Here is a 21381-nt window from a genome sequence, read left to right as displayed (position 1 = left end):
CCCTAGCGATGTCCAGTTAGCAATGCAGCTGACAACGTGCCACGCTCACTTGATGTTGGCTTTGATCGCCGCGATGGCGTCTTCCTGCGTGTATTCGTGGCTGGCCACACCACCCTTGGGGATTTTCGGCAGCGCGGCCTCGAAAGTATCCTGGGTGAAGGCGAGGTATGGCACCAGCAGATCATGCGGGATGTCGGTGCGGCCGTCGAGCACCTGCTGCGCCACCCAGAAGGCCAGAGACGATACGCCGGGAGCGATGGATGCCGACCAGGTCTGGTAGCCGTCCTTGTCCTTCTGTTCCTTCCACCACTGCAATTCGTCCTGGCGGTTGCCCATGATGATGGTTGGGCGCGGTTTGCCAGCGGCGGCGAAGGCCTGTGCCGCGCCATAGCCGTCGCCGCCCTGATCGACGACGCCGACGATTTCCGGCAGCGATGGCAGGATCGTCGCCACCGCTTTCTGTGCCGTCGTCTGATCCCAGTCGCCGGTCACCGAACCGACGATCTTGAACTCGGGATGAGCGGCAACGCCTTCCAGAATTCCGGCATGGATGGCGTCGTCGATCGATGTGCCGGCAAGGCCGCGGATTTCCAGCAGATTGCCGCCCTCGGGATGGAACTTGGCCATCTGCTCGACTTCCTGCCTGCCCATATCCTTGAAGTCGACGACTACGCGGTAAGCACAGGGTTCGGTGACAATGCCATCAAAGGAGACGACGACAATGCCGGCATCGCAGGCCTGCTTGATGGCGCCGTTGAGCGCATCTGGCGATGCGGCGTTGATGACAATGGCGTCATAGCCCTGCAGGATCAGATTCTGGACCTGGGCTGCCTGGGTCGGCACCTCCTTGTCGGCCGTCGTGAAGATATCCGCGGCTGCCACCACCCCGTCGGCGACCGCCTTCTTGGTGACGATGGCATAGCTGTCGAGCATTGCCTGCCGCCACGAATTGCCGGCATAGTTGTTGGAAAAGGCGATCTTCTTGTCGCTTGTGTCGGCCAGCGCGGTGCCGGACGCTAACATCGCCGCGAAGGCGGCCAAAACGAATATTCTCTTCATGTCATACTCCTCCCATGGATTGATGGTCTTACTGATGGCTGATACGTTCGCGACGTTGTTTTTTATCTATTATCAGACAAATGCAGATAGGCAGCAAGCTGTCAACAGCAATCCGTCCCGACGATCAACTTGCGGTGCAATGATTGAAACGGGTTCGGCTCCTAGTCTAGGGATGGCACTGGAGACCGATTGAATGGCAGCGACGCCAAACCTTGCCCCGGGTGCACCCGGCATTCCGGCGCGCTGGACGTCGAGCGCCAAGAGCGGCGTCGGAACCGCGCTTTCACCGGCCTGCCCTATCTGGTTCACGATCAGCCACGGCATTCTCAACGAGGTCTATTATCCCAGCCTCGACAGCGCCTGCACCCGCGACATGGGGCTGGTCGTCACCGGCCCCGGCGGCTATTTCTCGGAAGAAAAGCGCGATGCCGTGCACAGCGTCGAGCCGTTCGAGGATGGAGTGCCCGCCTACAGGCTGGTCAACACCGCCGCCGATGGCACCTACCGGATCGAAAAGCGGATCACTACGGATCCGGAACGCCCCGTTTTGCTGCAGGAAATCAGCTTCACGCTGCTGAGAGGCCCGGTTGCCGACCACCGCGTCTACGCACTGCTGGCACCGCACCTGGTCAACGCCGGCATGGGCAACACCGCCTGGGTCGGCGACTACGAGGGAAGGCCTGTCCTGTTTGCGTCCGGGCGTCGCGTCTGCCTGGCGCTCGCCTCGTCGCTGCCTTGGGGAGCATGCTCGGCCGGCTATGTCGGTGTCTCCGACGGCTGGCAGCAACTGCGTCGTGACGGCCGGCTCGACCCGGCCTGCCGCAGGGCCGAGGACGGCAATGTCGCGCTGACCGGAGAGATCGGCTTTTCGGCTGTGAACCCAAAGGCCTTGCTGGCCCTGGGTTTCGGAACGACGCCGCAAGAGGCGGCGGAAAATGCCTCGGCCAGCCTGAAGCGGGGTTTTGAGCCCGCAGCCAAACCCTATGTCAAGAAATGGCGGGATTGGCAGGCTGGCTTGCTGCCGCTGGACCGGCATGTAGCAGGGATCAACACCTACCGCGTCAGCACAGCGGTTCTGGCGACGCACCGGTCGTCCGACGGAGCAGCCGTCGCCAGCCTGTCGATCCCATGGGGCTTCAGCATGGGCGACGACGATCTCGGCGGCTATCATCTGGTCTGGCCGCGCGATCTGGTCGAAACCGCGGGCGGCTTCCTGGCCGCCGGCGACCCGACGCAAGCGCTTGAGATCCTCGCCTATCTCCGCGCTATCCAGCAGCCGAATGGGCATTGGCCGCAGAACGCCTGGCTCGACGGATCAGCCTATTGGCCCGGCATCCAGATGGACGAATGCGCCTTTCCATTGCTGCTCGCCGACGCGCTCCGCCGCGCAGGGCACCTGGCAGACGCCGCGTTGCTCTCCTTCATGCCGATGATCGAGCGCGCCGCATCCTATGTCGTGCGCAACGGTCCCGTCACCGGCGAAGACCGCTGGGAAGAGGATGCCGGCTACAGTCCGTTCACCCTCGCCGTCGAGATCGCAGCACTGCTCGCCGCGGCCGACATGTTCGACGTTTGCGGCAAAGAAGAGCCGGCAAACTATTTGCGTGAAACCGCCGATGTCTGGAACGACCAGATCGAGCGCTGGACCTATGTCACCGGCACTCCACTCGGCGAAGAGGTCGGCGTCGCGGGCTACTACGTCCGCATCGCGCCGCCCGACACCGCCGGCGCGGCGTCGCCGAAAGACGGCTATGTGCCGATCAAGAACCGGCCGCCCGGCGATACCGACCGGCCGGCCGAGGCGATCGTCAGCCCGGATGCGCTGGCGCTTGTCCGCTTCGGCCTCAGGGCTGCCGGCGATCCGCGCATCGTCGACACCGTCAAGGTCATCGACGCGCGGCTGCGTTGCGACCTGCCGCAGGGGCCCGTCTGGTATCGTTATACCGGCGACGGCTATGGCGAACATGCTGACGGCGCGCCTTTCGATGGAACCGGCCGGGGTCGGCCCTGGCCGCTGCTGGTCGGCGAGCGCGCCCATTACGAACTGGCGGCGGGCCGCAAGGACAAAGCAGCGAGCCTGCTGAAGACGTTTGAAGGCTCGGCCGGGGCTGGCGGCCTGCTGCCGGAGCAGGTCTGGGATGGTCCCGACATGCCGGAACGCGAGCTGTGGCACGGCCGACCATCGGGCAGCGCCATGCCGCTGGTCTGGGCGCATTCGGAGCACATCAAGCTGCTGCGTTCGCTCAGTGACGGCGCGGTCTTCGACATACCGCCGCAAGGCGTGAAGCGCTACATTGATGACAGTAGCGTGGCGCCGCGACGGACATGGCGCTTCAACAACAAGGCCCGCACTATGCCCGCCGGCAAGATGCTGCGCGTCGAGCTGCTGGCGCGGGCGGTGGTGCATTGGAGCAGCGACGATTGGGCGACCGCCCATGATGCCGCGACGATCGAGAATGCCTTCGGCATCCATTTTACGGACCTGCCCGTTGCCGATGTTTCGCCGGGCAATACGATCGTCTTTACTTTTTTCTGGTCCGATGCCGGCCGTTGGGAGAATGTCGACTTTTCCGTCGGCATCGGCGAGCCGGACTAGAGCATGATCCCGAACCGAAGGTCAGCGTAGCAACAAGTGGAGACCGGTTTCGGAAAAGATCATGCTCCAACGACAGAGCCCGTAGATCTTCTATCCCTCAAGAACCAGGACGAGAAACATGCAGATCGGAATGATGGGACTGGGCAGGATGGGCGCCAACATGGTGCGGCGCCTGCTGCGCGATGGCCACGAATGCGTGGTCTACGACATCAACCCGGCCAGCGTCGCCGCCCTTGTGACGGCTGGTGCGATCGGAGCGGCCTCGATGGAGGAGTTCGTCGGCAAGCTGACCAAGCCGCGCACCGCCTGGCTGATGCTACCGGCGGCCATCACCAGCCGGATCGTCGACCAGGTGGCCGACCTTATGGAGCCGGGCGACATCATCGTCGACGGCGGCAATTCCTATTATCACGAGGCTGTCGACCACGCAGCGCGCCTGGCATTGAAAGGCTTGAACTACGTCGATGTCGGCACCAGCGGCGGCGTCTGGGGCCTCGAACGCGGCTATTGCCTGATGATCGGCGGCCCTGACAGCGCGGTCCAGCATCTCGACCCGGTCTTCGCGACACTGGCCCCCGGCGCCGATGCCGGGGTGCCGGCCCCTGGGAAGGCTGCAGGAACCGCCCCCTTCGGCTATCTCCACTGCGGACCGAGCGGCGCCGGCCATTTCGTCAAGATGGTCCACAACGGCATCGAATACGGCGTCATGGCCGCCTATGCCGAGGGCATGAACATTTTGAAGTCGGCAAATGCGGGCAAGAGACAGCGGACGGCCGACGCTGAAACCAGTCCATTGGAAAACCCGCAATACTACCAGTTCGACATCGATATCGCAGAGGTGGCCGAGGTCTGGCGGCATGGCAGCGTCATCGGCTCCTGGCTGCTCGACCTCACAGCCGGCGCGTTGAAGGCCGACTCGGCGCTGACGCAGTTCGGCGGACGAGTCTCGGATTCAGGCGAAGGCCGCTGGACCTTGAAGGCGGCGATCGACACCGGCGTGCCGGCGCCGGTTCTGTCCTCGGCCCTGTTCGACCGCTTCTCCTCGCAAGGCGAATCCGAATTCGCCGACAAGCTGCTGTCCGCCATGCGCTATGCCTTTGGCGGCCATGTCGAAAAGCCGAAGACCGGCTCGTGACAGGGAAGGCACGCTCATGAACCAGGAACGGTCCGACACGCTGGTGCTTTTCGGGGCGACCGGCGATCTCGCCCACAAGAAGATATTCCCGGCACTTTACACCATGGTCGCCAAGGGAACGTTGACGGAGCCGGTGATCGGCGTCGCTTTCGACGCCTGGGACGTGAAGCAGTTGCAGGCGCGCGCCCGCGACGGCATCGTCAAGGCCATCGGCAAGGTCGACGAAAAGATCTTCGCGAAACTTGCGTCGCTGCTTCGTTATGTCAGCGGCGACTACCGTAGCGCCGCGACCTTCGAGAAGCTGAAAAGCGCGCTGGGAACCGCACAGCACCCGCTGCATTATCTGGCGGTGCCGCCGACCATGTTCGAGACGGTCATCCAGGGGCTGGAACAGTCGAGCGCGGCCCAGGGCGCGCGCCTGATGGTGGAAAAGCCTTTCGGCCACGATCTGCAATCGGCGCGCTGGTTGAACCGGGTCCTGCACCTGGTATTCGAAGAGCAGTCGATCTTTCGCATCGACCATTATCTCGGCAAGGAGGCGATCCAGAACCTGCTCTATTTTCGCTTCGCCAATTCTTTTCTCGAGCCGATCTGGAACCGCAATTTCGTCGAGAGCGTGCAGATCACCATGGCCGAGGATTTCGGCGTCGAAGGCCGCGGCCGCTTCTATGACGAGGTCGGCTGCATCCGCGACGTCATCGAGAACCATCTGCTCAACATCCTGCTGCTGCTTGCCATGGAGCCGCCCGTTGGCCGCTCGGCCGACGATCTGATCGACGAGAAGGTGCAGGTGCTGCGGGCGATCCGGACGCTGACCAAGGACGATGTCGTGCGCGGCCAATTCAAGGGCTATCTCCGCGAGCCGGGCGTCGCGCCGAATTCGCCGGTCGAGACCTTTGCGGCGGTGCGGTTTTTCGTCGACACCTGGCGCTGGCAGGACGTGCCCTTTTTCATCCGCGCCGGCAAATCAATGCCGGTGCACGCCACTGAGGTCATCGTCCGGCTGAAGCGGCCGCCGCTTGCTGTCTTCGACCCTATCAAGCCTGAGGATGCCAACTACGTGCGCTTCCGCATCGACCCGCAGGTGGCGATCTCGATCGGCGCCCAGCGCAAGGCTGCCGGTGACGACATGATCGGCGAGCAGGTCGAACTCACCGCGCTCGACGACAGCAAGGGCGACATGCCGCCCTATGAGCGGCTGATCGGCGACGCGATGAACGGCAACGGCCAGTTGTTCACCCGCCAGGACGCCAGCGAACTCGCCTGGCGAATCGTCGGCCCGGTGCTCGGCGACACCACGCCGCCTCATCTCTATGAGCCGGGGACATGGGGGCCCGCCGATGCGATGGCCGGGTTCGGACCGCCGAACGGCTGGATCAATCCGGCGAAATGAACTCGAGAGGCGACGCAATGGCCAAAGCGGCGAAAAAGCCTGCACCGGACAGCGAGAAGATCGTACTTGCGATCGATATTGGCGGCTCCCATGTCAAGATCCTCACCAGCGCCGGCGGCGAGGAGCGCAGAACAGATTCCGGACCCGGCCTGACGCCGCAGCAGATGATCGCGGCCGTGCAGACGCTCGCCGACGGTTTGCCCTACGACGTCATCTCGATGGGTTATCCCGGCCCGGTGCACCACAACAGGCCGCTGACCGACCCCGCCAATCTCGGCAAGGGCTGGGTCGGATGCGACTTCGCAGCGCAGTTCGGCAAGCCGGTAAAGGTGGTCAACGACGCGCTGATGCAGGCCGTCGGCAGTTACGAAGGCCGGCGGATGCTGTTCCTCGGCCTCGGGACGGGGCTCGGTGCTGCGATGATCGTGGACAATGTCGCCCAGCCGATGGAACTCGCGCATCTTCCCTACAAGAAGGGCGGCAGTTTCGAGGATTATGTCGGCGAACGCAGCCTTGAAAAGCGCGGCAAGAAGAAATGGCGCAAACACGTGTTCGACGTCGTCGAGCGGCTGCGCGCCGCCATGCAGCCTGACTATGTGGTCATCGGCGGCGGCAATGTCGACAAACTGGACGAATTGCCTGCCGGTTGCAGGCGCGGCGACAACACACGCGCCTTCGAAGGTGGATTTCGACTGTGGCGCGACAAATCCCTGATCGTCTGATATTATGGGGGTTTAGGGCCAGACCTGTTGATCTGGCCCAGCCGTTAGTATTGTTATTCAAAATAATGTGTGGCGTGGTGCGCCGTCATTGCGTTACGCAGATTTGCCGACTAGGAATTCTGCGACCCCACTAACGGAGAAAATAGATTGACCGACGACAGCAACAAAGCCCGCAAGGACATTGACCTTCTCGAGCTGACCGCTCACATCGTGTCCGCTTACGTCGAGAAGAACCGCTTGCCCGCTTCCGGCCTCGGCGATCTCATCGCCAGCGTCAGCGCGTCGATAGGTGGGCTCGGACAACCCGCCGCTCCGGTGGCAGCGCCGCTGATTCCGGCGGTCAATCCCAAGAAATCGGTGACGCCGGACTACATCATCTGCCTCGAAGACGGCAAGAAGTTCAAATCCCTGAAGCGCCATATTGGCGTTCATTTCGGGCTGACGCCGGATGCCTACCGCGCCAAATGGGGCTTGCCGGCCGACTATCCGATGGTTGCCCCCACCTACGCGGCCTCGCGCTCGCAGTTGGCGAAGGCGATCGGTCTTGGCCGCAAGGCCGCCCCGCCGGCGCCGGTCAAGAAGACCAGGAAGCCCAAGGCCACGGTCTGACACGTCATTCGAAGCCCGGCAAATGGAAGCCTCGAAGATTGGCGCGAAGGACCTCGACCTGTGCGCCAAAATAACCTCTCCACCTCCGCCATTTACAATTAGCATGGTAGCGCGAAATCTTTGATCCAGAGCCGATTTTTGCGCGCGCCCCGCACCGAACCGCGCTAAAAGCGCTGTGGTCGGACCAGCGCCCGGGGCCATTCACAAATGACATCGGAACCCGATGCATCGCGCTATGCCGCCTTCCGCCACAAACCCTTCCTGAGCTATTGGGCGGCGCGCTTCCTCTCCACATTCGCCACCCAGATCGTATCCGTCGCCGTCGGCTGGCAGGTGTACGACCTGACCCGCGATCCGTTCGATCTCGGACTTGTCGGCATTGTCCAGTTCCTGCCTTCGCTGCTGCTGGTGCTCGTCACCGGGGTGGTCGCCGACCGTTTCGGCCGCCGGCTGATCATGGCGCTGACGGCGCTGCTGGAGGCGATCTGCGCGTTGGCGCTGCTGCTGCTGACGCTGCGCGGCCTTAGCGGGCCGGGGTTGATCTTCGGCGTGCTCGCCATGTTCGGCATCGCGCGCGCCTTCTTCGGACCGGCCGCGGCGTCGCTGTTCGCCAACCTCGTGCCGCCAGAGGATTTCGGCAACGCGATCGCCTGGAATTCGTCAGCCTGGCAGACGGCGACCATCGTCGGACCGGTCGCCGGCGGCCTGCTCTACGGGCTTTCGGCGGAAGCGGCATACGGCACCGCAGCCGTTCTGATGTTTGTCGCCGCAGTGCTGGTCTTCAGCATCCCGAAGCCTGCCCAGCGCAGCGAGACCGATAGGCCGACGATGCAGACCCTGTTTGCCGGCTTCGGCTATATCTGGAACGAAAAGATTGTGCTCGGCGCCATTTCGCTCGATTTGTTCGCCGTGCTTTTGTCCGGCGCCACGGCACTGCTGCCGGTCTATGCGCGCGACATCCTCGAACTCGGCCCATGGGGCTTGGGAATGTTGCGTTCGGCGCCGGGGATCGGCGCCATCTGCGTTGCCATCTGGCTGGCCGGACATCCGATCCGCAATCATGCCGGCGTGGTCATGCTCGGCTTCGTCGCGCTGTTCGGCGCCTTTACCGTGCTGTTCGGCCTCTCCATCATCACCTGGTTGTCGATCGCAGCGCTCGCCTTGCTCGGCGCCGCCGATATGTTCAGCGTCTACATCCGCGAGACGCTGATCCAGCTGTGGACGCCGGACAAGGTTCGCGGCCGCGTCAACGCCGTCAATCAGGTTTTCGTCGGCGCCTCCAACGAGCTCGGCGAATTCCGCGCGGGTACCATGGCGGCATTGATCGGCACCGTGCCCGCGGTGGTGATTGGCGGCGTCGGCGCAGTCGTTGTCGCCGGGCTGTGGGCGGTGCTGTTCCCGCAGTTGCGCAAGGTGCGCCACCTCAACGGGCGAAACTGATCCGGGGCAGACTGATCCGAGGTACGGGACCGCGAGTCCCGAATGACCCCGCGCTTGCCACGTAGCGCCGCTTTCCAGCAGCTCCCAACCATAAATAGTCAGTTCTCCAGACCTTCGAGCAGCGTGAGGAGGGCGGCGTCCAGGGGATTTGGGCCGACTTTTTCGAGTTGGAACAAACCTTCCATGGTCAACATGGTGATGCCATGGACTTGCGCCCAACAGGCTGCCGCGCGACCCCGCACGTCGCGCTTGCGCAGCACGCCCTCGGCCTCGCCCCGATCCAGCAATGCGATCACCACGCCAAACACAGCGAGCGCCCTCTCGCTCAGATGCACGTCCGCTGCCTTGCCGGCCTCCGCGCTGAACATGAGCTGGTAGAGACCCGGATTTGAGGTTCCAAACCGAACATAGGCCCGGCCGACGGCGAGAAATTCGTCCCGCCAGGAATTTGCCCCTCTTGGCTTTGCCGTCGTCATCGCCTCATGCAGCCTGTCGAATCCCAGCAGCGCCATTTCGGCAAGCAGGGCGGCCTTGTCCGGAAAGTGCTTGTAGGGAGCGGCATGGCTGACGCCGGCACGGCGCGCCACTTCCCTCAGAGTGAACTGCCAGCCCTTTTCCTCGTGCAGCATGGCCATGGCGGTCTCGATGATCGCGTACCTCAGATTTCCGTGGTGGTAGGGACGATCGGTGGCTTCTTGCATGCTGGCTCACAAAGTTATCATCAGAAACATTGTTGACATTGCCTACTTTCGGGCTTATGTCAATGCCTGGAAGTTAACGCTGTCAACATTGGAGCCTGCTATGAACACCGTTGCAAATGAAGTCGGAACCCGCCTCGCCCTTACTCATCAGCGCGCGCAATCGGCGCATCCTGCCCTCCCGGACCGGCCGAGAGCGGCACAGTCCAAACGGAGCCTCGCGATGATCAACCTCATCGGTGGTGTGGTGGCATTCGGCCTGGCCGCGTCTCCGCTGCATGCCGGTGAGCTGTCGGCCATGGCGGGGGAGAGTATCCGTATCGGCGGCCTTCATGGCGTCCTCTACTACACCAACGACAATGACGGCTATCGGGTGATCGCAACGATGGCGGATGGTGAGGCCGGGGCTCCGGTGCGCTTCTCGGCCACCCTCGCCGAAGGCCAGTCGGCCACCATATCGGTGCCGGGAAAATTGGGCGAACCTGACCAAAGCCTCGAGATGTCGCGCTCGGGCGACAAGCTTACCGTCACCGAGGTGGGATCGGTGTCCGACCAGAAAACTGGGGCCATTGCCGAGTAATGGCTTCCCTAGGTCGCCGGGGCGTGCGCCACATCTCCATTTGTGCGCACGCCTGCAGCCGGTAATCCAGCACAAAGAAAGCGATTTCCATGAACAAGACCAATCTTGGCGTCGCCCTGGTGACGGGCGCATCCACCGGCATCGGCCACGCAACGGCCAAAGCCCTGCAGAATGCCGGCTTTCGCGTGTTCGGAACCAGCCGTCGCGCGGTCGCCGAACGATCCGACGGCATTACCATGCTGACCTGCGACGTCACCGATGACGCGTCCGTGGCGAAACTGGTCGATGACGTTCTGGCCGAGGCCGGGCGTATTGATCTGCTCGTCAACAATGCCGGCATGGGTCTGCTTGGCGGCGCGGAAGAGTCCTCCATGGCCCAGGCTCAGTCGTTGTTCGACGTGAACGTCTTCGGCGTTTTCCGCGTGACCAACGCGGTGTTGCCGACAATGCGCCGCCAAGGAAAGGGCAGGATCGTCAATTTGAGCTCGGTGCAGGGTTTCATCCCAGCGCCCTATTTCGCGCTTTATGCGTCGACCAAACATGCCATTGAAGGCTATTCCGAATCGCTCGACCACGAACTGCGCCCGTTCGGAGTTCGCGTCGTGCTGGTCGAGCCCGCCTATACCCGTACGTTATTCGAAGACAATCTCGCCAGGCCGGATCAGTTGCTTGATATCTATGACTCTGCGCGCGCTGGCATGAATGTAGCCGTGCGGAAGGCGATGGAAAAAGGCGATGCGCCCGAAGTGGTAGCCAAGACCGTATTGGCGGCTGCGACCGATCCCGCTCCTAAGAGGCGCTATCCGGCGGGAAAAATGGCGCGCCAGGTCAGTTTCCTGCGCCGTTTCGTCCCGGCATCGGCATTCGACAAAAGCCTGCGTAAGCAAAATGGGCTGCCGGTCTGACGTCCCCGTCAACGACTGCTGCTTCGGTCGAACCGGCAAGCCAGGCTGCTGTCGCTCGGTTCACCGCTTCGGCAGGCAGACCTTGCCGTCCGGTGGGCTGACGAAACTCTTGGCGCATTGTCGGCTCCGGCGGTGGCGGGACTTGGAATCGGTGGCACGACTCCGGACACCTGAAGCCGCAGCGCCTCGTCCCCAAAAACGGCGAAACAAAATTAGATCAGGAGTTTGCGTTTATAGACGCAAAACTAGATCAGGACAGCGCGGGCTTACCGAAGATCGTCTGCAGGAATTCGCCGAGCCAGCGCTTCAGATGCATGTCCCAGATTAGCCGGCCGCCGAGATGGTCGCGGCCGGGCTGCGCGCCGGGCAGTTCGAAGCGATGCGCGCCGCGAACGACCCAGCGCTGCATCATCGCCCTGGTCAATTCGCCATGGAACTGGATGCCCCAGGCATTGTCGCCATAACGAAAGGCCTGGTTGGGATAGGTTTCGGCCGTCGCCAGCAGCGTCGCATCCTTCGGCAGCGAGAAGCCCTCGCGGTGAAACTGGTAGACCATCTCAGGCCAGCGCATCAGCTTCCTGCCATCCTCCGTCGCTTTCAGCGGATACCAGCCGATCTCGACCAGCCCCTCGCCATGCCCCTCGACCTTGCCGCCAAGATGTTTGACCAGCATCTGCGCGCCGAGGCAGATGCCGAGCAACGGCCGGTTCTCCCGGAGCGGAACTTTCAGCCAGTCGGTCTCGCGGCGGACGAAGTCGTCCTCGTCATTGGCGCTCATCGGTCCGCCGAACACCACGGTTCCGGCATGACCGTCCAGTGTTTCCGGCAAGGCGTCGCCGAGCGGCGGGCAGCGGAGATCGAGGTCGAACCCCTCTTCGATAAGCATGTGGCCGACGCGCCCGGGGCTCGAACTCTCCTGATGCAGCACGATCAGGATTTTTGGTCTCGGCCTCGGCGTGGATGGCATGGGTATCCTGTCTATTCGTCGCTCGACGTTCCAGTAGCATCCGGCGCTTCGGCGGCCGCCTTGCGGCGTGCCTCGACGCGGTCGTGGCGTTCGACATCCATCAGCTCGGCGACCCGCCAGACGATATTGTCCTCGAGTTCGTGCAATTCGCCATCGGCATAGACAATCTGCCACATCAGGCCGATGAAGGCTTTTCGCGCGTCCGGATCGAGCTGACGCTTCAAAACACTGGTGAAGGCGTAGAGGTCGATCGCCTCATTGTCGGCCCGCTCGCCGGCAGCGGCAAGCGCGTCGAGCTCGTCGCCGCCGATCGAATAGCTTTCCGCCAGCACCGCCTTGAACCGCTCCCATTCGGCATCCTGACGCACGCCGTCGGCACTCATCACATGGTAGAGAAGGGCGGAAGCGGCAATGCGCGGATCATCGGCGTTGTTGCGGGCGCTGCCAGCTGCCGGCAGGTCCTTCATAAACGACAGAAAGCGTTCGAACATGTGATTCCTACTTCCCATCGGCCAAAACTATCAAGCTCAGCCGAATCAAAACAATCGAAACTTGCGTGGTGATTTTTGGTCTTGGTCGTCCGGATCGACGCCGGGATCGTCGGGCAGCCGGGCCAGTTCCTCCGCCGGTTCGACAGCTTCGGCATCCGGCGGCACCGCGGCAAACGCCGTGGCGTTGACCGGCGCAACATCGTCTTCGCCACTTTCCGAGGCCGCCGCGGTGGTCGGTCTTTCGGCCGAACCAGCGGGGTTCAGCTCGATCACATTTTCTTTTGCCGGCTCGATGGGCGCCGCAATCGTCGGCACTACGGCGTCCGGCGCGTCCTCATCACTGTCGATGAGCTGGCCGAGCCGCTCCATCGGCGCCCGCCACTCAAAGGCGTCAAGCTTGCCGGTGATCGGCGACACCGGCGCCCAGCGTTCGGAGACGACGCTGTCGGCAACCCAGGCCGGATCGCGCGGTGCACGCACTGCCTTGGACAAAAGTTGCCGAATCTTGCCCTGATCGCCGGTCTCGGCCTCCTCAATGTCGGCCAGAAGCAGATAGGCGCCTTCGCGGCGATCCATGCGTATGGCTGCCTCGGCCTCTTTGCGGGCGGTTGAAAAGTCCTGCGCGTCGAGTGCGGCGCGTGCCACCGCCAGCGATGATTCGGCGTGGTTCTTCTTCATCTCCTGCAGCTTCTTCGCCCGGTTCAGGCGGTCGAGCACGGCATCGCCTGGCCGGGCGTGGGTGTAAAGCTGCGCGATCTCCGGATGCGGCTCGGCTTTCCACGCCGCTTCCAGTATCTTCGCGCCCTTGCGCACATCATTCTGTCTGAACAGCAGTTTGGCTGCGATCACCGCCGCCGGCGCGAAATCCGGCCGCAGCCGGTTGGCCTCGAGAGCAGCGGTTTTGGCGGCATTGGGATCGCTGTCGATCAGCGCCTGCGCCTTGGCAGTGAGCAGCACGGCGCGACGTCGGTTGGCGGCGTCGCGTTCGATCTGGCGCGTCGATTTCTGCGCCTCGACCAGTTTCAGCGCGCCGTCCCAGTCGCCGCGCCCGGTCAGATCTTCCAGCGTCGATTCGGCGGCCCAGGCCAGCTGCGGCGCCATCGCGGCGGCGCGGCCGGCATAGTGCCGCGCCGCGTCGCGGTCGCCGAGGCGCTCGGCCTCGAGGTAGAGCCCGCGCAGGCCGAGCAGCCGCATTTCGGGATCGTCGAGCATGGTCTCGAACTTTTCGCGGGCACCCTCATGGTCGCCTTCGAGCAGCGAGGCTTGCGCCTCGAGCAGGTGGATCAGCGGCTCCTGGTCGGAGCGAATGAGCTTTGCCGCTTCCTTGGTCTTCTTGCGGGCGAGCGCTCCGTCACCGGCGCCGGCGGCGATCATGCCGGTCGACAGCGCCTGATAGCCACGGTCGCGACGGCGCACGCGGAAATAGCGCGATATGGTGTAGGGGCTGTTCCACAGCGCCTTGAGCAGCCACCAGACGATCATCAGCGCGGCGACCACGGCGACAACCGCCACCGCCGCCACCATCAGGCTGACCTGGTATTGATAGCCGCTGAAGGTGACGACCATCTCGCCCGGCCGGTCGGCCAGCCAGGCGAAACCCAGCCCGAGCACGAAAACGACGGCGAGGAAAAGCAGAATGCGAATCATCGGGTTTTCCTCACGCCTTCATCGCACTGGCGATCAGCGCCTCAATCTGCGTCTCGACTTCGGTCCGCGCCTTCAGTTTGCCGGCAAATTCGGCGCCGGCGGCCTTGGCCGCCTCGGGCAGTGTGTCGTATTCGCTGAGCGCCTTGGCGTAGTCGCCCTGGTTGACCGCCACCTCCATACGCGCGACGGTTTCCGGCGCCCCGGCGCCTTCGACGGCGCCGATCGGCCGGACCTTGACCAGCGATTCGGCGCTCGACAACAGGTTTTGCAGGAAGCCGGCATTCTGGTCGACGGGCTCCGAGGCAGCGACCATGGCATTGGCCGCGGCGGGCATTTCGGCGGCGATCTCAGCCCGGGTCGGAACGCCCTTCTCGGCGTAGCTACGCAAGGTCGCGAGCTCCGGCGCATCGGGTGAAATCGCCGCAAAGGTTTCGAGTTCGGCCGCGAAAGGCGCACCGCGGTCGAGTGCTGCCTTCAGCGCCGATGCGGCAATGGCGAGCGCGATCTTCGGTTGCGCTGCCTGTGCCTCGAGCTTGCCGGAAAGCTGCGACACGGATTGTTCCAGCGCCGCAAGCCGGCCCTCCTGCGCTTTCGCCGTCTCGCCGGCGGATTTCACCAGTGCGTCGAGCCCGACCAGCTTTTCGTTGAGCGGGCCGAGATCGACCGGCGCCGTATTGCCGGTCTGGCCAAGAGCCGCAATCTCCGTCTCGATCTGCCTGACCTTGTCGCCAAGGGCTGCAAGCCCGGCACTGTCGCCTGCTCCACCCTGCTCGACCGCCGATTTCAGCGCAGCGACATCCGTCTTGACCTGATCCAGGGCCGACGACAGCCCGTCCACCTTGGCCGACGCATCATTGTTGCCGCCTGTGTCCTTGAGCCCGGCGATCTCGCTCTTTAGCGAAGCGATTTCGCCATTGATGCCATCGAGCGATACGCCGCCCGAGGAGGCATCGCCAGCCCCTGGCGCGCCGAGCAAGCCGGCAAACTGCAGCCCTCCGGCGGCGGCGAGTGCGATGACGCCGCCGATAATGCCGGCAGCGATGCCGTTGATGCCGCCACGCTTCGGCTGCGCCATGTATTCATTCCCTGTCTGGGTTTCTTTCGGCGCTTCATCGGTCCCGCTGCTGGTCCCCGTCCCGCTGGCTTCGGCGGATGCGTCGTCGAAACTGTAGTCGAAGGCCCGGCTCGCCGACGCCTCCGAGCCGGCCGGATAAGTCGGTTTGGGTCCTTCGGCACCTTTGGCGCCACCCTCTGCCGGCTCTTCCGAGCCGGCCGGCGGGGCCGCGTCGGCATGTTCCCACGGCTCGATGTCGGTCTGATCGGCATGCACGGGTTCATCAGGCGCTTCCGGCTGCGACGCGTTTGCCGCTTCCTCCGCCTTCGCCTCGTCGGTCCGCCCGTTGGCGGCATCCTCGTCGGCAACGCGCGAGACGGCGCCGGGTTCGAGCTCGATGGTCACCGGCTCACGACGGCTTTTCGAATGCCGCATCTTCGGCGTCTTGACCATGCTTGGGCTCCACAAAATTCGCTTCGGGATGGTTCAGAAAGGGTCTAGCACATCACCAAGCGATGAAAAGGGCGGCGTGATGACGCCGTGGCTTCGGGGTCGGTTTTGGCGAGACGCCGCAGGGCCCGTGTCTGCGCTTCAGGGAGATCAGAAACAAAAAACCCGCCTTGGCGGCGGGTCGTCGGCGCGAATGGGCACGACAAGCAATTGTTAGCACAGCTGCCGGCACAAAGCAAGAACAAACATGCCGATCCAGGCAGTCGCCCAGCGCTGACGCCCGGGACGGGGCAGGCAAGCAGCGGCAGGCGCCGGTCAGCGCCGCGCCTGCAAAAGGCCCAGCAGCGCATCTTCACTGGGCTCAGGCGCTATCCGGATCCTGTCGCCGGCGACATCGTCCAACACCGCGGCAATGCGCGCCGACAAAGCGAAAAAAACCGTCCTCTCAAAAACGCCAAGCAGCGCCGGCCGGCCAGCCAGTGCCTGCATCGCTGTGGCCGCATTGGCCGAGTAGAGCAGCACCGCCGCGACCGGCGGGCCGGACAAGCGCGCAAGAACGGCTTCGTCGGAATAGTCCCGCGCGACGGTGTCATAGGTCTCGACGGCGCGGACGTGAACGCCTGCCGCCTGCAGCCGCTGCTCGAAACCCGGAAACCGTACGCGCCCGCACAGATAGACGATGGTCTGTCCGGCGTAGCCGCCGGCAAGCGCATCCGCCAGCGCCTGGGCATCGCCGGGGCCTTCGCTGACGGAGAAGAATCCCGAAGTGTGGGCCGCTTCCGCGGTCCTTTTACCGACGGCATGGCAGGGCAAGCCGGCGAGCGCTGCGATGATTTCCTTCGGCGCGTGACGCACGGCATTGGCGCTGGTGGCGGCAACGGCCACGGCATTGTCTGCGACCCCGTCCGCATCGACCGGCAGAGCGACCGTCTCGGTCAATGGCAGCAGGATCGGCTGAAAACCCTGGTCCAAAAGCCGCTGCGCCGTGCGCGAGGCGCCCGGTTCCGGCCTCGTCACCAGGACACGAACCATGTCAGGCCCAGCCGTCGAAGAATTTTTCGCCGGCCTTGGCCCGTACGGTCCTGGCGGCATCCTCGCCGATGTGGGCGGCATCCTGCACCGGACCTTCCGCCTTGACCTCATGGGACTGCGTACCGTCCGGCGAGATTATCAGGCCGGCAAAGACAACCGTTCCGCCCGATATCGTCGCATGGCCGGCGATCGGCGTGCGGCACGACCCGTCGAGCGCTGCCAGGAAAGCGCGTTCGCAGGCCAGCGCCTGTCCGGTCGGCAAATCATGGATTGCCGTCAGCATCTTTTCCACATCGAGGTCGCCGATACGACTTTCGATGCAGATCGCGCCCTGCCCCGGCGCCGGCGGAAAGGTGTCGAGCGGCATCAGGTCGGTGATGACATTTTCGAGCCCGAGCCGCTTCAGCCCGGCATAGGCAAGGATGGTGCCGTTGGCAACGCCCTCGTCGAGCTTGCGCAGCCGCGTCTGCACATTGCCGCGGAACATCACCACGTCGAGGTCCGGCCGCATCCGCCGGATCAGCGCCTGGCGCCGCAGCGACGACGAACCGACCTTTGCGCCGTGCGGCAATCCGGCGATCGTTTTCGCCGCCTTGCCGACGAAAGCGTCGCGGGCGTCCTCGCGTGGCAGGAAGGCGGAAAGTTCCAGCCCGTCGGGCAACACCGTCGGCATGTCCTTCGACGAATGCACGGCGATGTCGATACGGCGCGCCAGCAGCGCTTCCTCGATCTCCTTGGTGAACAGGCCCTTGCCGCCGGCTTCCGACAGCGGCCGGTCCTGGATGCGGTCGCCGCTGGTCGAGATGACGACCACTTCAAATGCCTCAACCGGCATGCCGTGCGCGGCCATCAGTCGCGCCTGCGTTTCATGCGCCTGCGCCAGCGCCAGCGGGCTGCCGCGTGTTCCGATTTTCAAGGTTGTTTGCATGGCGCGCCGTCCGTGATAACCCCCGGCAGATTGAGGCCGTTTTCCGGGCTTCCTCCTAACGGGGAAAGACTGGTTGCACAATCTCTAGGGATAGCGACGAATTGATCCGCGTTCTGGGCATTGAGACGAGTTGCGACGAGACCGCCGCGAGCGTGGTGGCGCTGGACGGCGGCGGCGCGCCGAAAATCCTGTCCGATATCGTGCTCAGCCAGATCGAGGAGCATGCCGCCTTCGGCGGCGTCGTGCCGGAAATCGCCGCGCGCGCCCATGTCGAGGCGCTGGACGGCATCATCGAGGCAGCGCTCGCCGATTCGGGCGTCGATCTCGCCGACATCGACGCGATTGCCGCGACTGCCGGCCCCGGCCTGGTCGGCGGGCTGATCGTCGGGCTGATGACGGCCAAGGCGATCGCCGCCGCGGCGAACAAGCCGCTGATCGCCATCAACCATCTCGAAGGCCACGCGCTGACCGCGCGGCTGACCGACGGGCTCGATTTTCCCTACCTGTTGCTGCTGGTGTCCGGCGGCCACACGCAGATCGTCGCGGTGCGTGGCGTTGGCGACTATCAGCGCTGGGCGACAACCATCGACGATGCGCTCGGCGAAGCCTTCGACAAGACCGCCAAGATGCTCGGCCTGCCCTACCCCGGCGGGCCGAATGTCGAGAAGGCGGCGGCGACCGGCGACGCCGCACGCTTCGCCTTCCCGCGGCCGATGAAGGGATCGGCGCAGCCCGATTTCTCCTTTTCCGGGCTGAAGACCGCCGTGCGCCAGGCAGCAACGGCCATTGCCCCGTTGAGCGAACAGGACGTCGCCGACATTTGCGCCTCGTTCCAGGCGGCGGTGGCGGATGCGCTGGACGATCGTGTTTCGAGGGCGCTGAACCGATTCCGTCAGGAGTTTCCAGGCGAGATGGAGCCTGCGCTCGTCGTCGCCGGCGGCGTCGCTGCCAACCGGACGATCAAGGCCACACTCGAAGCCCTATGCGAGAAAGCCGGCTTTGCTTTCGTCGCACCGCCGCTCAAACTCTGCACCGACAATGCAGCGATGATCGCCTGGGCCGGCATCGAACGGCTGCGCGTCGGCATCGCGGGTGAGAACGCCGCCGATTTCGTGCCGCGCTCGCGCTGGCCGCTGGACAGTATCTCTGCCCCGATGGTCGGCTCGGGCCGGCGCGGAGCCAAGGCATGACCGGTAGCGGGCACAAGGCGCCAAGCGGTTGGCGCATTGCCGTGCTCGGCGGCGGTGCCTGGGGCACGGCGCTGGCGCTGGCCATGCTGCGAGCCGGTCATTTCGTCCGCCTCTACGCGCGCGACCCGGAGACCGTCGCCGCGATCGACCGTGGCGAAAATCCGCGCTATCTGCCGGGCATCGCGCTCCAGGCCGGCATCGTGGCAACGAGCGACATCGAGGCCGCGCTCGACGGCGCCGACTGCGTTCTGGCGGTGGCGCCGGCGCAGTCGCTTCGCGCCATGCTGGCCACCGCGAAAACCCATATGCCGAAAGGCGCCCCGCTGGTTCTCTGCGCCAAGGGCATCGAGCGCGACACCGGCGCGCTGCTGTCGGCCATCGCTAGAGAGATCCTGCCTGAAAATCCGGTCGCCGCCCTGTCCGGCCCAAGCTTCGCCACCGACGTCGCCAGGGGCCTGCCGACGGCCGTGGTGGTCGCCGCCCGCGACGAGGATCTGGCGGCGGATCTTGCCGCCCGCTTCTCGGCGCAAAACCTGCGCTGCTATTCGAGCGACGATCTCATCGGCGTCGAGATCGGCGGCGCGCTGAAGAACGTCTTCGCCATTGCCGCCGGTGCCGTCACCGGCGCCGCGCTCGGCGCCAGCGCCCAGGCCGCCATGGTGACCCGCGGCTTCGTCGAATTGCGCCGCATCGGTGCTGCCTTCGGCGCCAGGCCGGAAACGCTGATGGGACTTTCCGGCCTCGGCGATCTTTTGCTCACCTGCTCGTCCGCCCAGTCGCGCAATTTCGCCTACGGGCTGGCGCTGGGACAAGGCAAGGCACTTGCCGGCCTGCCATTGGCCGAAGGCGTGCCCACGGCGGCGATCGCCGCCCGCATTGCCGCCGAGCGCAAGATCGATGCGCCGATCATCACCGCCGTTGCCGCCATACTGGACGGCACGATCACCATCCGCCAGGCTGTCGCGGCGCTGATGACAAGGCCGCTGAAGACTGAAACCGACGTGTAATTTCGAACAATCCGGAGATGGAAGATGCTGTTTGCGTTGATTTGCAAGGACAAGCCTGGAAGCCTGCAGGTGCGGCTCGATACCCGGCCCGAGCATGTTGCCTTCCTGGAAGGATTGAACGGCGAGAAGAAGCTGGCCTTCGCCGGTCCGTTCCTCGAGGCCGACGGCAAGCCGAACGGCAGCCTCGTCGTGGTCGAGGCGCCCGATCTGGCCGCGGCACAAGCGCTGTCGGCGGCAGACCCCTATGCCAAGGCCGGGCTGTTCGAAAGCGTCGAGATCCGGCAATGGAATTGGACCTTCAACAAGCCGGCGGCTGCCTGATCGCCAGCTGCCAGGAGGAGCAAAAAAATGAACTACTGGCTGTTCAAATCTGAACCCTCGGTCTTCTCCTTCGAGGACCTCAAGGCGAAGGGCAAAGCCGGCACGCAATGGGACGGCGTGCGCAATTATGCGGCGCGCAACAATATGAAGGCGATGCAGATCGGCGACCTCGGCTTCTTCTACCACTCCAATGACGGGCTCGATGTGGTCGGCATCGCCGAGGTCTGCGCGCTGGCTCATCAGGACACGACTTCCGACGATCCGCGCTGGGAATGCGTCGATATCCGCGCCGTAAAGGATATGCCGAAGCCGGTGACGCTGGAACAGGTCAAGGCCAATCCCAAGCTTGCCGAGATGGCACTGGTCCGGCTCGGACGGCTTTCCGTGCAGCCGGTGACGCCAGCCGAATGGAAAGAGGTCTGCCGCATGGGCGGCCTGACGCCCGCTCCGTGACGGCGCTGACGCCGAACAGCGCGAAAAGCTTCATCCTCGACAACACGGCGCTGATGGCGCCGCCGCATGTGCCGGAGATCCTGCTGCATCTGGCCGACGAAGCGCACGATCTGTGGCAGCGGACCGAGGACGAACTGGCCGAAATCGGCCTGCCGCCGCCCTTCTGGGCTTTCGCCTGGGCCGGCGGCCAAGGCCTTGCCCGCTATATCCTCGACAATCCGTCCGATGTGCAGGGCAAGCGCGTGCTCGACTTTGCCTCCGGTTCCGGCCTTGTCGCCATTGCCGCGGCGAAGGCCGGCGCGGCAGAGGTGATCGCCGCCGATATCGACCCGTTCTGCGCGACCGCGATCCGCCTCAACGCCGAGGCCAATGATGTCGGGATAAAGTTCCTCGGCTCGGACTGCATCGGAGCCGATGCCGGCTGGGATGTGGTTCTGGCCGGCGACGTCTTCTACGACAAATCCTTCGCCGAACGGCTGATGCCATGGTTCGCGACGCTGAAGGCGCGCGGCGCCGACATTATCGTCGGCGATCCCGGCCGTTCCTATATGCCGCAAGCAGGACTGGAGCCGCTTGCCGTCTATGAAGTGGCGGTAACCCGGGCGCTGGAAGACGCCTTGGTCAAGCGCACGACCGTCTGGCGGTTTGCTTGACGGCATCGCCGAACCGGCGTTCCATCACGCATCGATTTTGAGAGTACGCAT

21 protein-coding genes are annotated in these 21381 nt (G+C 64.3%); 13 read left to right on the top strand and 8 right to left on the bottom strand.

Annotation, left to right across the window (positions count from 1 at the left end):
• Window positions 1-45: 45 nt before the first annotated feature.
• The gene (locus tag ACWTU8_RS16745; RefSeq protein WP_455848998.1) at window positions 46-1059 is read right to left on the bottom strand and encodes a substrate-binding domain-containing protein; all 1014 of its coding nucleotides are present in this window, start codon (window positions 1057-1059) and stop codon (window positions 46-48) included.
• A 193-nt stretch (window positions 1060-1252) separates the two neighbouring features.
• On the opposite strand from ACWTU8_RS16745, the gene ACWTU8_RS16740 reads away from it, so the two are divergent.
• The 6 genes from ACWTU8_RS16740 to ACWTU8_RS16715 all read left to right on the top strand — a co-directional run bounded on the left by ACWTU8_RS16740 (window position 1253) and on the right by ACWTU8_RS16715 (window position 8954).
• Window positions 1253-3655 carry a glucan 1,4-alpha-glucosidase gene (locus ACWTU8_RS16740; RefSeq protein WP_455848997.1) on the top strand — a complete coding sequence of 801 codons (2403 nt, stop codon included), beginning with the start codon at window positions 1253-1255 and terminating at the stop codon, window positions 3653-3655.
• 118 nt (window positions 3656-3773) lie between these two features.
• Entirely contained in the window at window positions 3774-4790 is a 1017-nt protein-coding gene (gene gnd, locus ACWTU8_RS16735) for a phosphogluconate dehydrogenase (NAD(+)-dependent, decarboxylating) (RefSeq protein WP_455848996.1), read from the top strand.
• A 16-nt stretch (window positions 4791-4806) separates the two neighbouring features.
• Complete coding sequence (zwf, locus tag ACWTU8_RS16730) at window positions 4807-6183, top strand: glucose-6-phosphate dehydrogenase (RefSeq protein ID WP_455848995.1); 1377 nt, start codon at window positions 4807-4809, stop codon at window positions 6181-6183.
• Window positions 6184-6200: 17 nt separating this feature from the next.
• Window positions 6201-6905: an ROK family protein gene (locus ACWTU8_RS16725; RefSeq protein ID WP_455848994.1), complete on the top strand. Its 705-nt coding sequence runs from the start codon at window positions 6201-6203 to the stop codon at window positions 6903-6905.
• Window positions 6906-7052: 147 nt separating this feature from the next.
• Window positions 7053-7514 (top strand): MucR family transcriptional regulator, encoded by a 462-nt coding sequence (locus ACWTU8_RS16720; RefSeq protein ID WP_029349266.1) that lies wholly within the window; start codon window positions 7053-7055, stop codon window positions 7512-7514.
• A 207-nt stretch (window positions 7515-7721) separates the two neighbouring features.
• A complete protein-coding gene (locus tag ACWTU8_RS16715; RefSeq protein ID WP_455848993.1) occupies window positions 7722-8954 on the top strand; it encodes an MFS transporter in 1233 nt (410 codons plus the stop codon).
• Window positions 8955-9052: 98 nt separating this feature from the next.
• On the opposite strand, the gene ACWTU8_RS16710 is transcribed toward ACWTU8_RS16715, so the two are convergent.
• Entirely contained in the window at window positions 9053-9655 is a 603-nt protein-coding gene (locus tag ACWTU8_RS16710; RefSeq protein ID WP_455848992.1) for a TetR/AcrR family transcriptional regulator, read from the bottom strand.
• Between the two features lie 220 nt (window positions 9656-9875).
• On the opposite strand from ACWTU8_RS16710, the gene ACWTU8_RS16705 reads away from it, so the two are divergent.
• Complete coding sequence (locus ACWTU8_RS16705) at window positions 9876-10232, top strand: hypothetical protein (RefSeq protein ID WP_455848991.1); 357 nt, start codon at window positions 9876-9878, stop codon at window positions 10230-10232.
• Between the two features lie 89 nt (window positions 10233-10321).
• The gene (locus ACWTU8_RS16700; protein WP_287336324.1) at window positions 10322-11137 is read left to right on the top strand and encodes an oxidoreductase; all 816 of its coding nucleotides are present in this window, start codon (window positions 10322-10324) and stop codon (window positions 11135-11137) included.
• A gap of 250 nt (window positions 11138-11387) precedes the next feature.
• On the opposite strand, the gene ACWTU8_RS16695 is transcribed toward ACWTU8_RS16700, so the two are convergent.
• The 6 genes from ACWTU8_RS16695 to hemC form a co-directional block, all read right to left on the bottom strand.
• On the bottom strand, window positions 11388-12104 hold the full coding sequence (locus ACWTU8_RS16695) for a glutamine amidotransferase (protein WP_455840854.1): 717 nt from the start codon (window positions 12102-12104) through the stop codon (window positions 11388-11390).
• A gap of 11 nt (window positions 12105-12115) precedes the next feature.
• On the bottom strand, window positions 12116-12595 hold the full coding sequence (locus tag ACWTU8_RS16690) for a tellurite resistance TerB family protein (RefSeq protein WP_455848990.1): 480 nt from the start codon (window positions 12593-12595) through the stop codon (window positions 12116-12118).
• A gap of 45 nt (window positions 12596-12640) precedes the next feature.
• Window positions 12641-14242, bottom strand: a complete 1602-nt coding sequence (locus ACWTU8_RS16685; RefSeq protein ID WP_455848989.1) for a heme biosynthesis HemY N-terminal domain-containing protein — start codon at window positions 14240-14242, stop codon at window positions 12641-12643.
• A 10-nt stretch (window positions 14243-14252) separates the two neighbouring features.
• Window positions 14253-15749, bottom strand: coding sequence for a COG4223 family protein (locus ACWTU8_RS16680; RefSeq protein ID WP_455848988.1), 1497 nt, complete (start codon window positions 15747-15749; stop codon window positions 14253-14255).
• A gap of 312 nt (window positions 15750-16061) precedes the next feature.
• Window positions 16062-16778 (bottom strand): uroporphyrinogen-III synthase, encoded by a 717-nt coding sequence (locus ACWTU8_RS16675; RefSeq protein ID WP_455848987.1) that lies wholly within the window; start codon window positions 16776-16778, stop codon window positions 16062-16064.
• A gap of 1 nt (window position 16779) precedes the next feature.
• Window positions 16780-17706, bottom strand: coding sequence for a hydroxymethylbilane synthase (gene hemC, locus ACWTU8_RS16670; protein ID WP_455848986.1), 927 nt, complete (start codon window positions 17704-17706; stop codon window positions 16780-16782).
• 104 nt (window positions 17707-17810) lie between these two features.
• On the opposite strand from hemC, the gene tsaD reads away from it, so the two are divergent.
• From tsaD to ACWTU8_RS16645, 5 genes are read left to right on the top strand one after another with little or no spacing between them, the layout of a single operon-like run.
• Window positions 17811-18896: a tRNA (adenosine(37)-N6)-threonylcarbamoyltransferase complex transferase subunit TsaD gene (tsaD, locus tag ACWTU8_RS16665; protein WP_455849084.1), complete on the top strand. Its 1086-nt coding sequence runs from the start codon at window positions 17811-17813 to the stop codon at window positions 18894-18896.
• Window positions 18893-19903, top strand: a complete 1011-nt coding sequence (locus tag ACWTU8_RS16660; protein WP_455848985.1) for an NAD(P)H-dependent glycerol-3-phosphate dehydrogenase — start codon at window positions 18893-18895, stop codon at window positions 19901-19903. Before tsaD ends, ACWTU8_RS16660 begins: the two co-directional genes overlap by 4 nt.
• A 24-nt stretch (window positions 19904-19927) precedes the next feature.
• Window positions 19928-20224, top strand: coding sequence for a YciI-like protein (locus ACWTU8_RS16655; protein ID WP_065007224.1), 297 nt, complete (start codon window positions 19928-19930; stop codon window positions 20222-20224).
• A 27-nt stretch (window positions 20225-20251) separates the two neighbouring features.
• Window positions 20252-20677 carry an EVE domain-containing protein gene (locus ACWTU8_RS16650; RefSeq protein ID WP_065007225.1) on the top strand — a complete coding sequence of 142 codons (426 nt, stop codon included), beginning with the start codon at window positions 20252-20254 and terminating at the stop codon, window positions 20675-20677.
• Window positions 20678-20730: 53 nt separating this feature from the next.
• Complete coding sequence (locus ACWTU8_RS16645; RefSeq protein WP_455849083.1) at window positions 20731-21330, top strand: class I SAM-dependent methyltransferase; 600 nt, start codon at window positions 20731-20733, stop codon at window positions 21328-21330.
• The last annotated feature ends 51 nt before the right edge of the window (window positions 21331-21381 follow it).

The sequence above is a fragment of the Mesorhizobium sp. BHbdii genome (assembly GCF_053848045.1).
This window is presented reverse-complemented; position numbering and strand designations above follow the sequence as displayed.

Coding starts and splice junctions, on each gene's coding strand:
- ACWTU8_RS16745 (WP_455848998.1), bottom strand. CDS start 1,059: ATGAAGAGAATATTCGTTTTGGCCGCCTTCGCGGCGATGTTAGCGTCC.
- ACWTU8_RS16740 (WP_455848997.1), top strand. CDS start 1,253: ATGGCAGCGACGCCAAACCTTGCCCCGGGTGCACCCGGCATTCCGGCG.
- gnd (WP_455848996.1), top strand. CDS start 3,774: ATGCAGATCGGAATGATGGGACTGGGCAGGATGGGCGCCAACATGGTG.
- zwf (WP_455848995.1), top strand. CDS start 4,807: ATGAACCAGGAACGGTCCGACACGCTGGTGCTTTTCGGGGCGACCGGC.
- ACWTU8_RS16725 (WP_455848994.1), top strand. CDS start 6,201: ATGGCCAAAGCGGCGAAAAAGCCTGCACCGGACAGCGAGAAGATCGTA.
- ACWTU8_RS16715 (WP_455848993.1), top strand. CDS start 7,722: ATGACATCGGAACCCGATGCATCGCGCTATGCCGCCTTCCGCCACAAA.
- ACWTU8_RS16710 (WP_455848992.1), bottom strand. CDS start 9,655: ATGCAAGAAGCCACCGATCGTCCCTACCACCACGGAAATCTGAGGTAC.
- ACWTU8_RS16705 (WP_455848991.1), top strand. CDS start 9,876: ATGATCAACCTCATCGGTGGTGTGGTGGCATTCGGCCTGGCCGCGTCT.
- ACWTU8_RS16700 (WP_287336324.1), top strand. CDS start 10,322: ATGAACAAGACCAATCTTGGCGTCGCCCTGGTGACGGGCGCATCCACC.
- ACWTU8_RS16695 (WP_455840854.1), bottom strand. CDS start 12,104: ATGCCATCCACGCCGAGGCCGAGACCAAAAATCCTGATCGTGCTGCAT.
- ACWTU8_RS16690 (WP_455848990.1), bottom strand. CDS start 12,595: ATGTTCGAACGCTTTCTGTCGTTTATGAAGGACCTGCCGGCAGCTGGC.
- ACWTU8_RS16685 (WP_455848989.1), bottom strand. CDS start 14,242: ATGATTCGCATTCTGCTTTTCCTCGCCGTCGTTTTCGTGCTCGGGCTG.
- ACWTU8_RS16680 (WP_455848988.1), bottom strand. CDS start 15,749: ATGGTCAAGACGCCGAAGATGCGGCATTCGAAAAGCCGTCGTGAGCCG.
- ACWTU8_RS16675 (WP_455848987.1), bottom strand. CDS start 16,778: ATGGTTCGTGTCCTGGTGACGAGGCCGGAACCGGGCGCCTCGCGCACG.
- hemC (WP_455848986.1), bottom strand. CDS start 17,706: ATGCAAACAACCTTGAAAATCGGAACACGCGGCAGCCCGCTGGCGCTG.
- ACWTU8_RS16660 (WP_455848985.1), top strand. CDS start 18,893: ATGACCGGTAGCGGGCACAAGGCGCCAAGCGGTTGGCGCATTGCCGTG.
- ACWTU8_RS16655 (WP_065007224.1), top strand. CDS start 19,928: ATGCTGTTTGCGTTGATTTGCAAGGACAAGCCTGGAAGCCTGCAGGTG.
- ACWTU8_RS16650 (WP_065007225.1), top strand. CDS start 20,252: ATGAACTACTGGCTGTTCAAATCTGAACCCTCGGTCTTCTCCTTCGAG.
- ACWTU8_RS16645 (WP_455849083.1), top strand. CDS start 20,731: ATGGCGCCGCCGCATGTGCCGGAGATCCTGCTGCATCTGGCCGACGAA.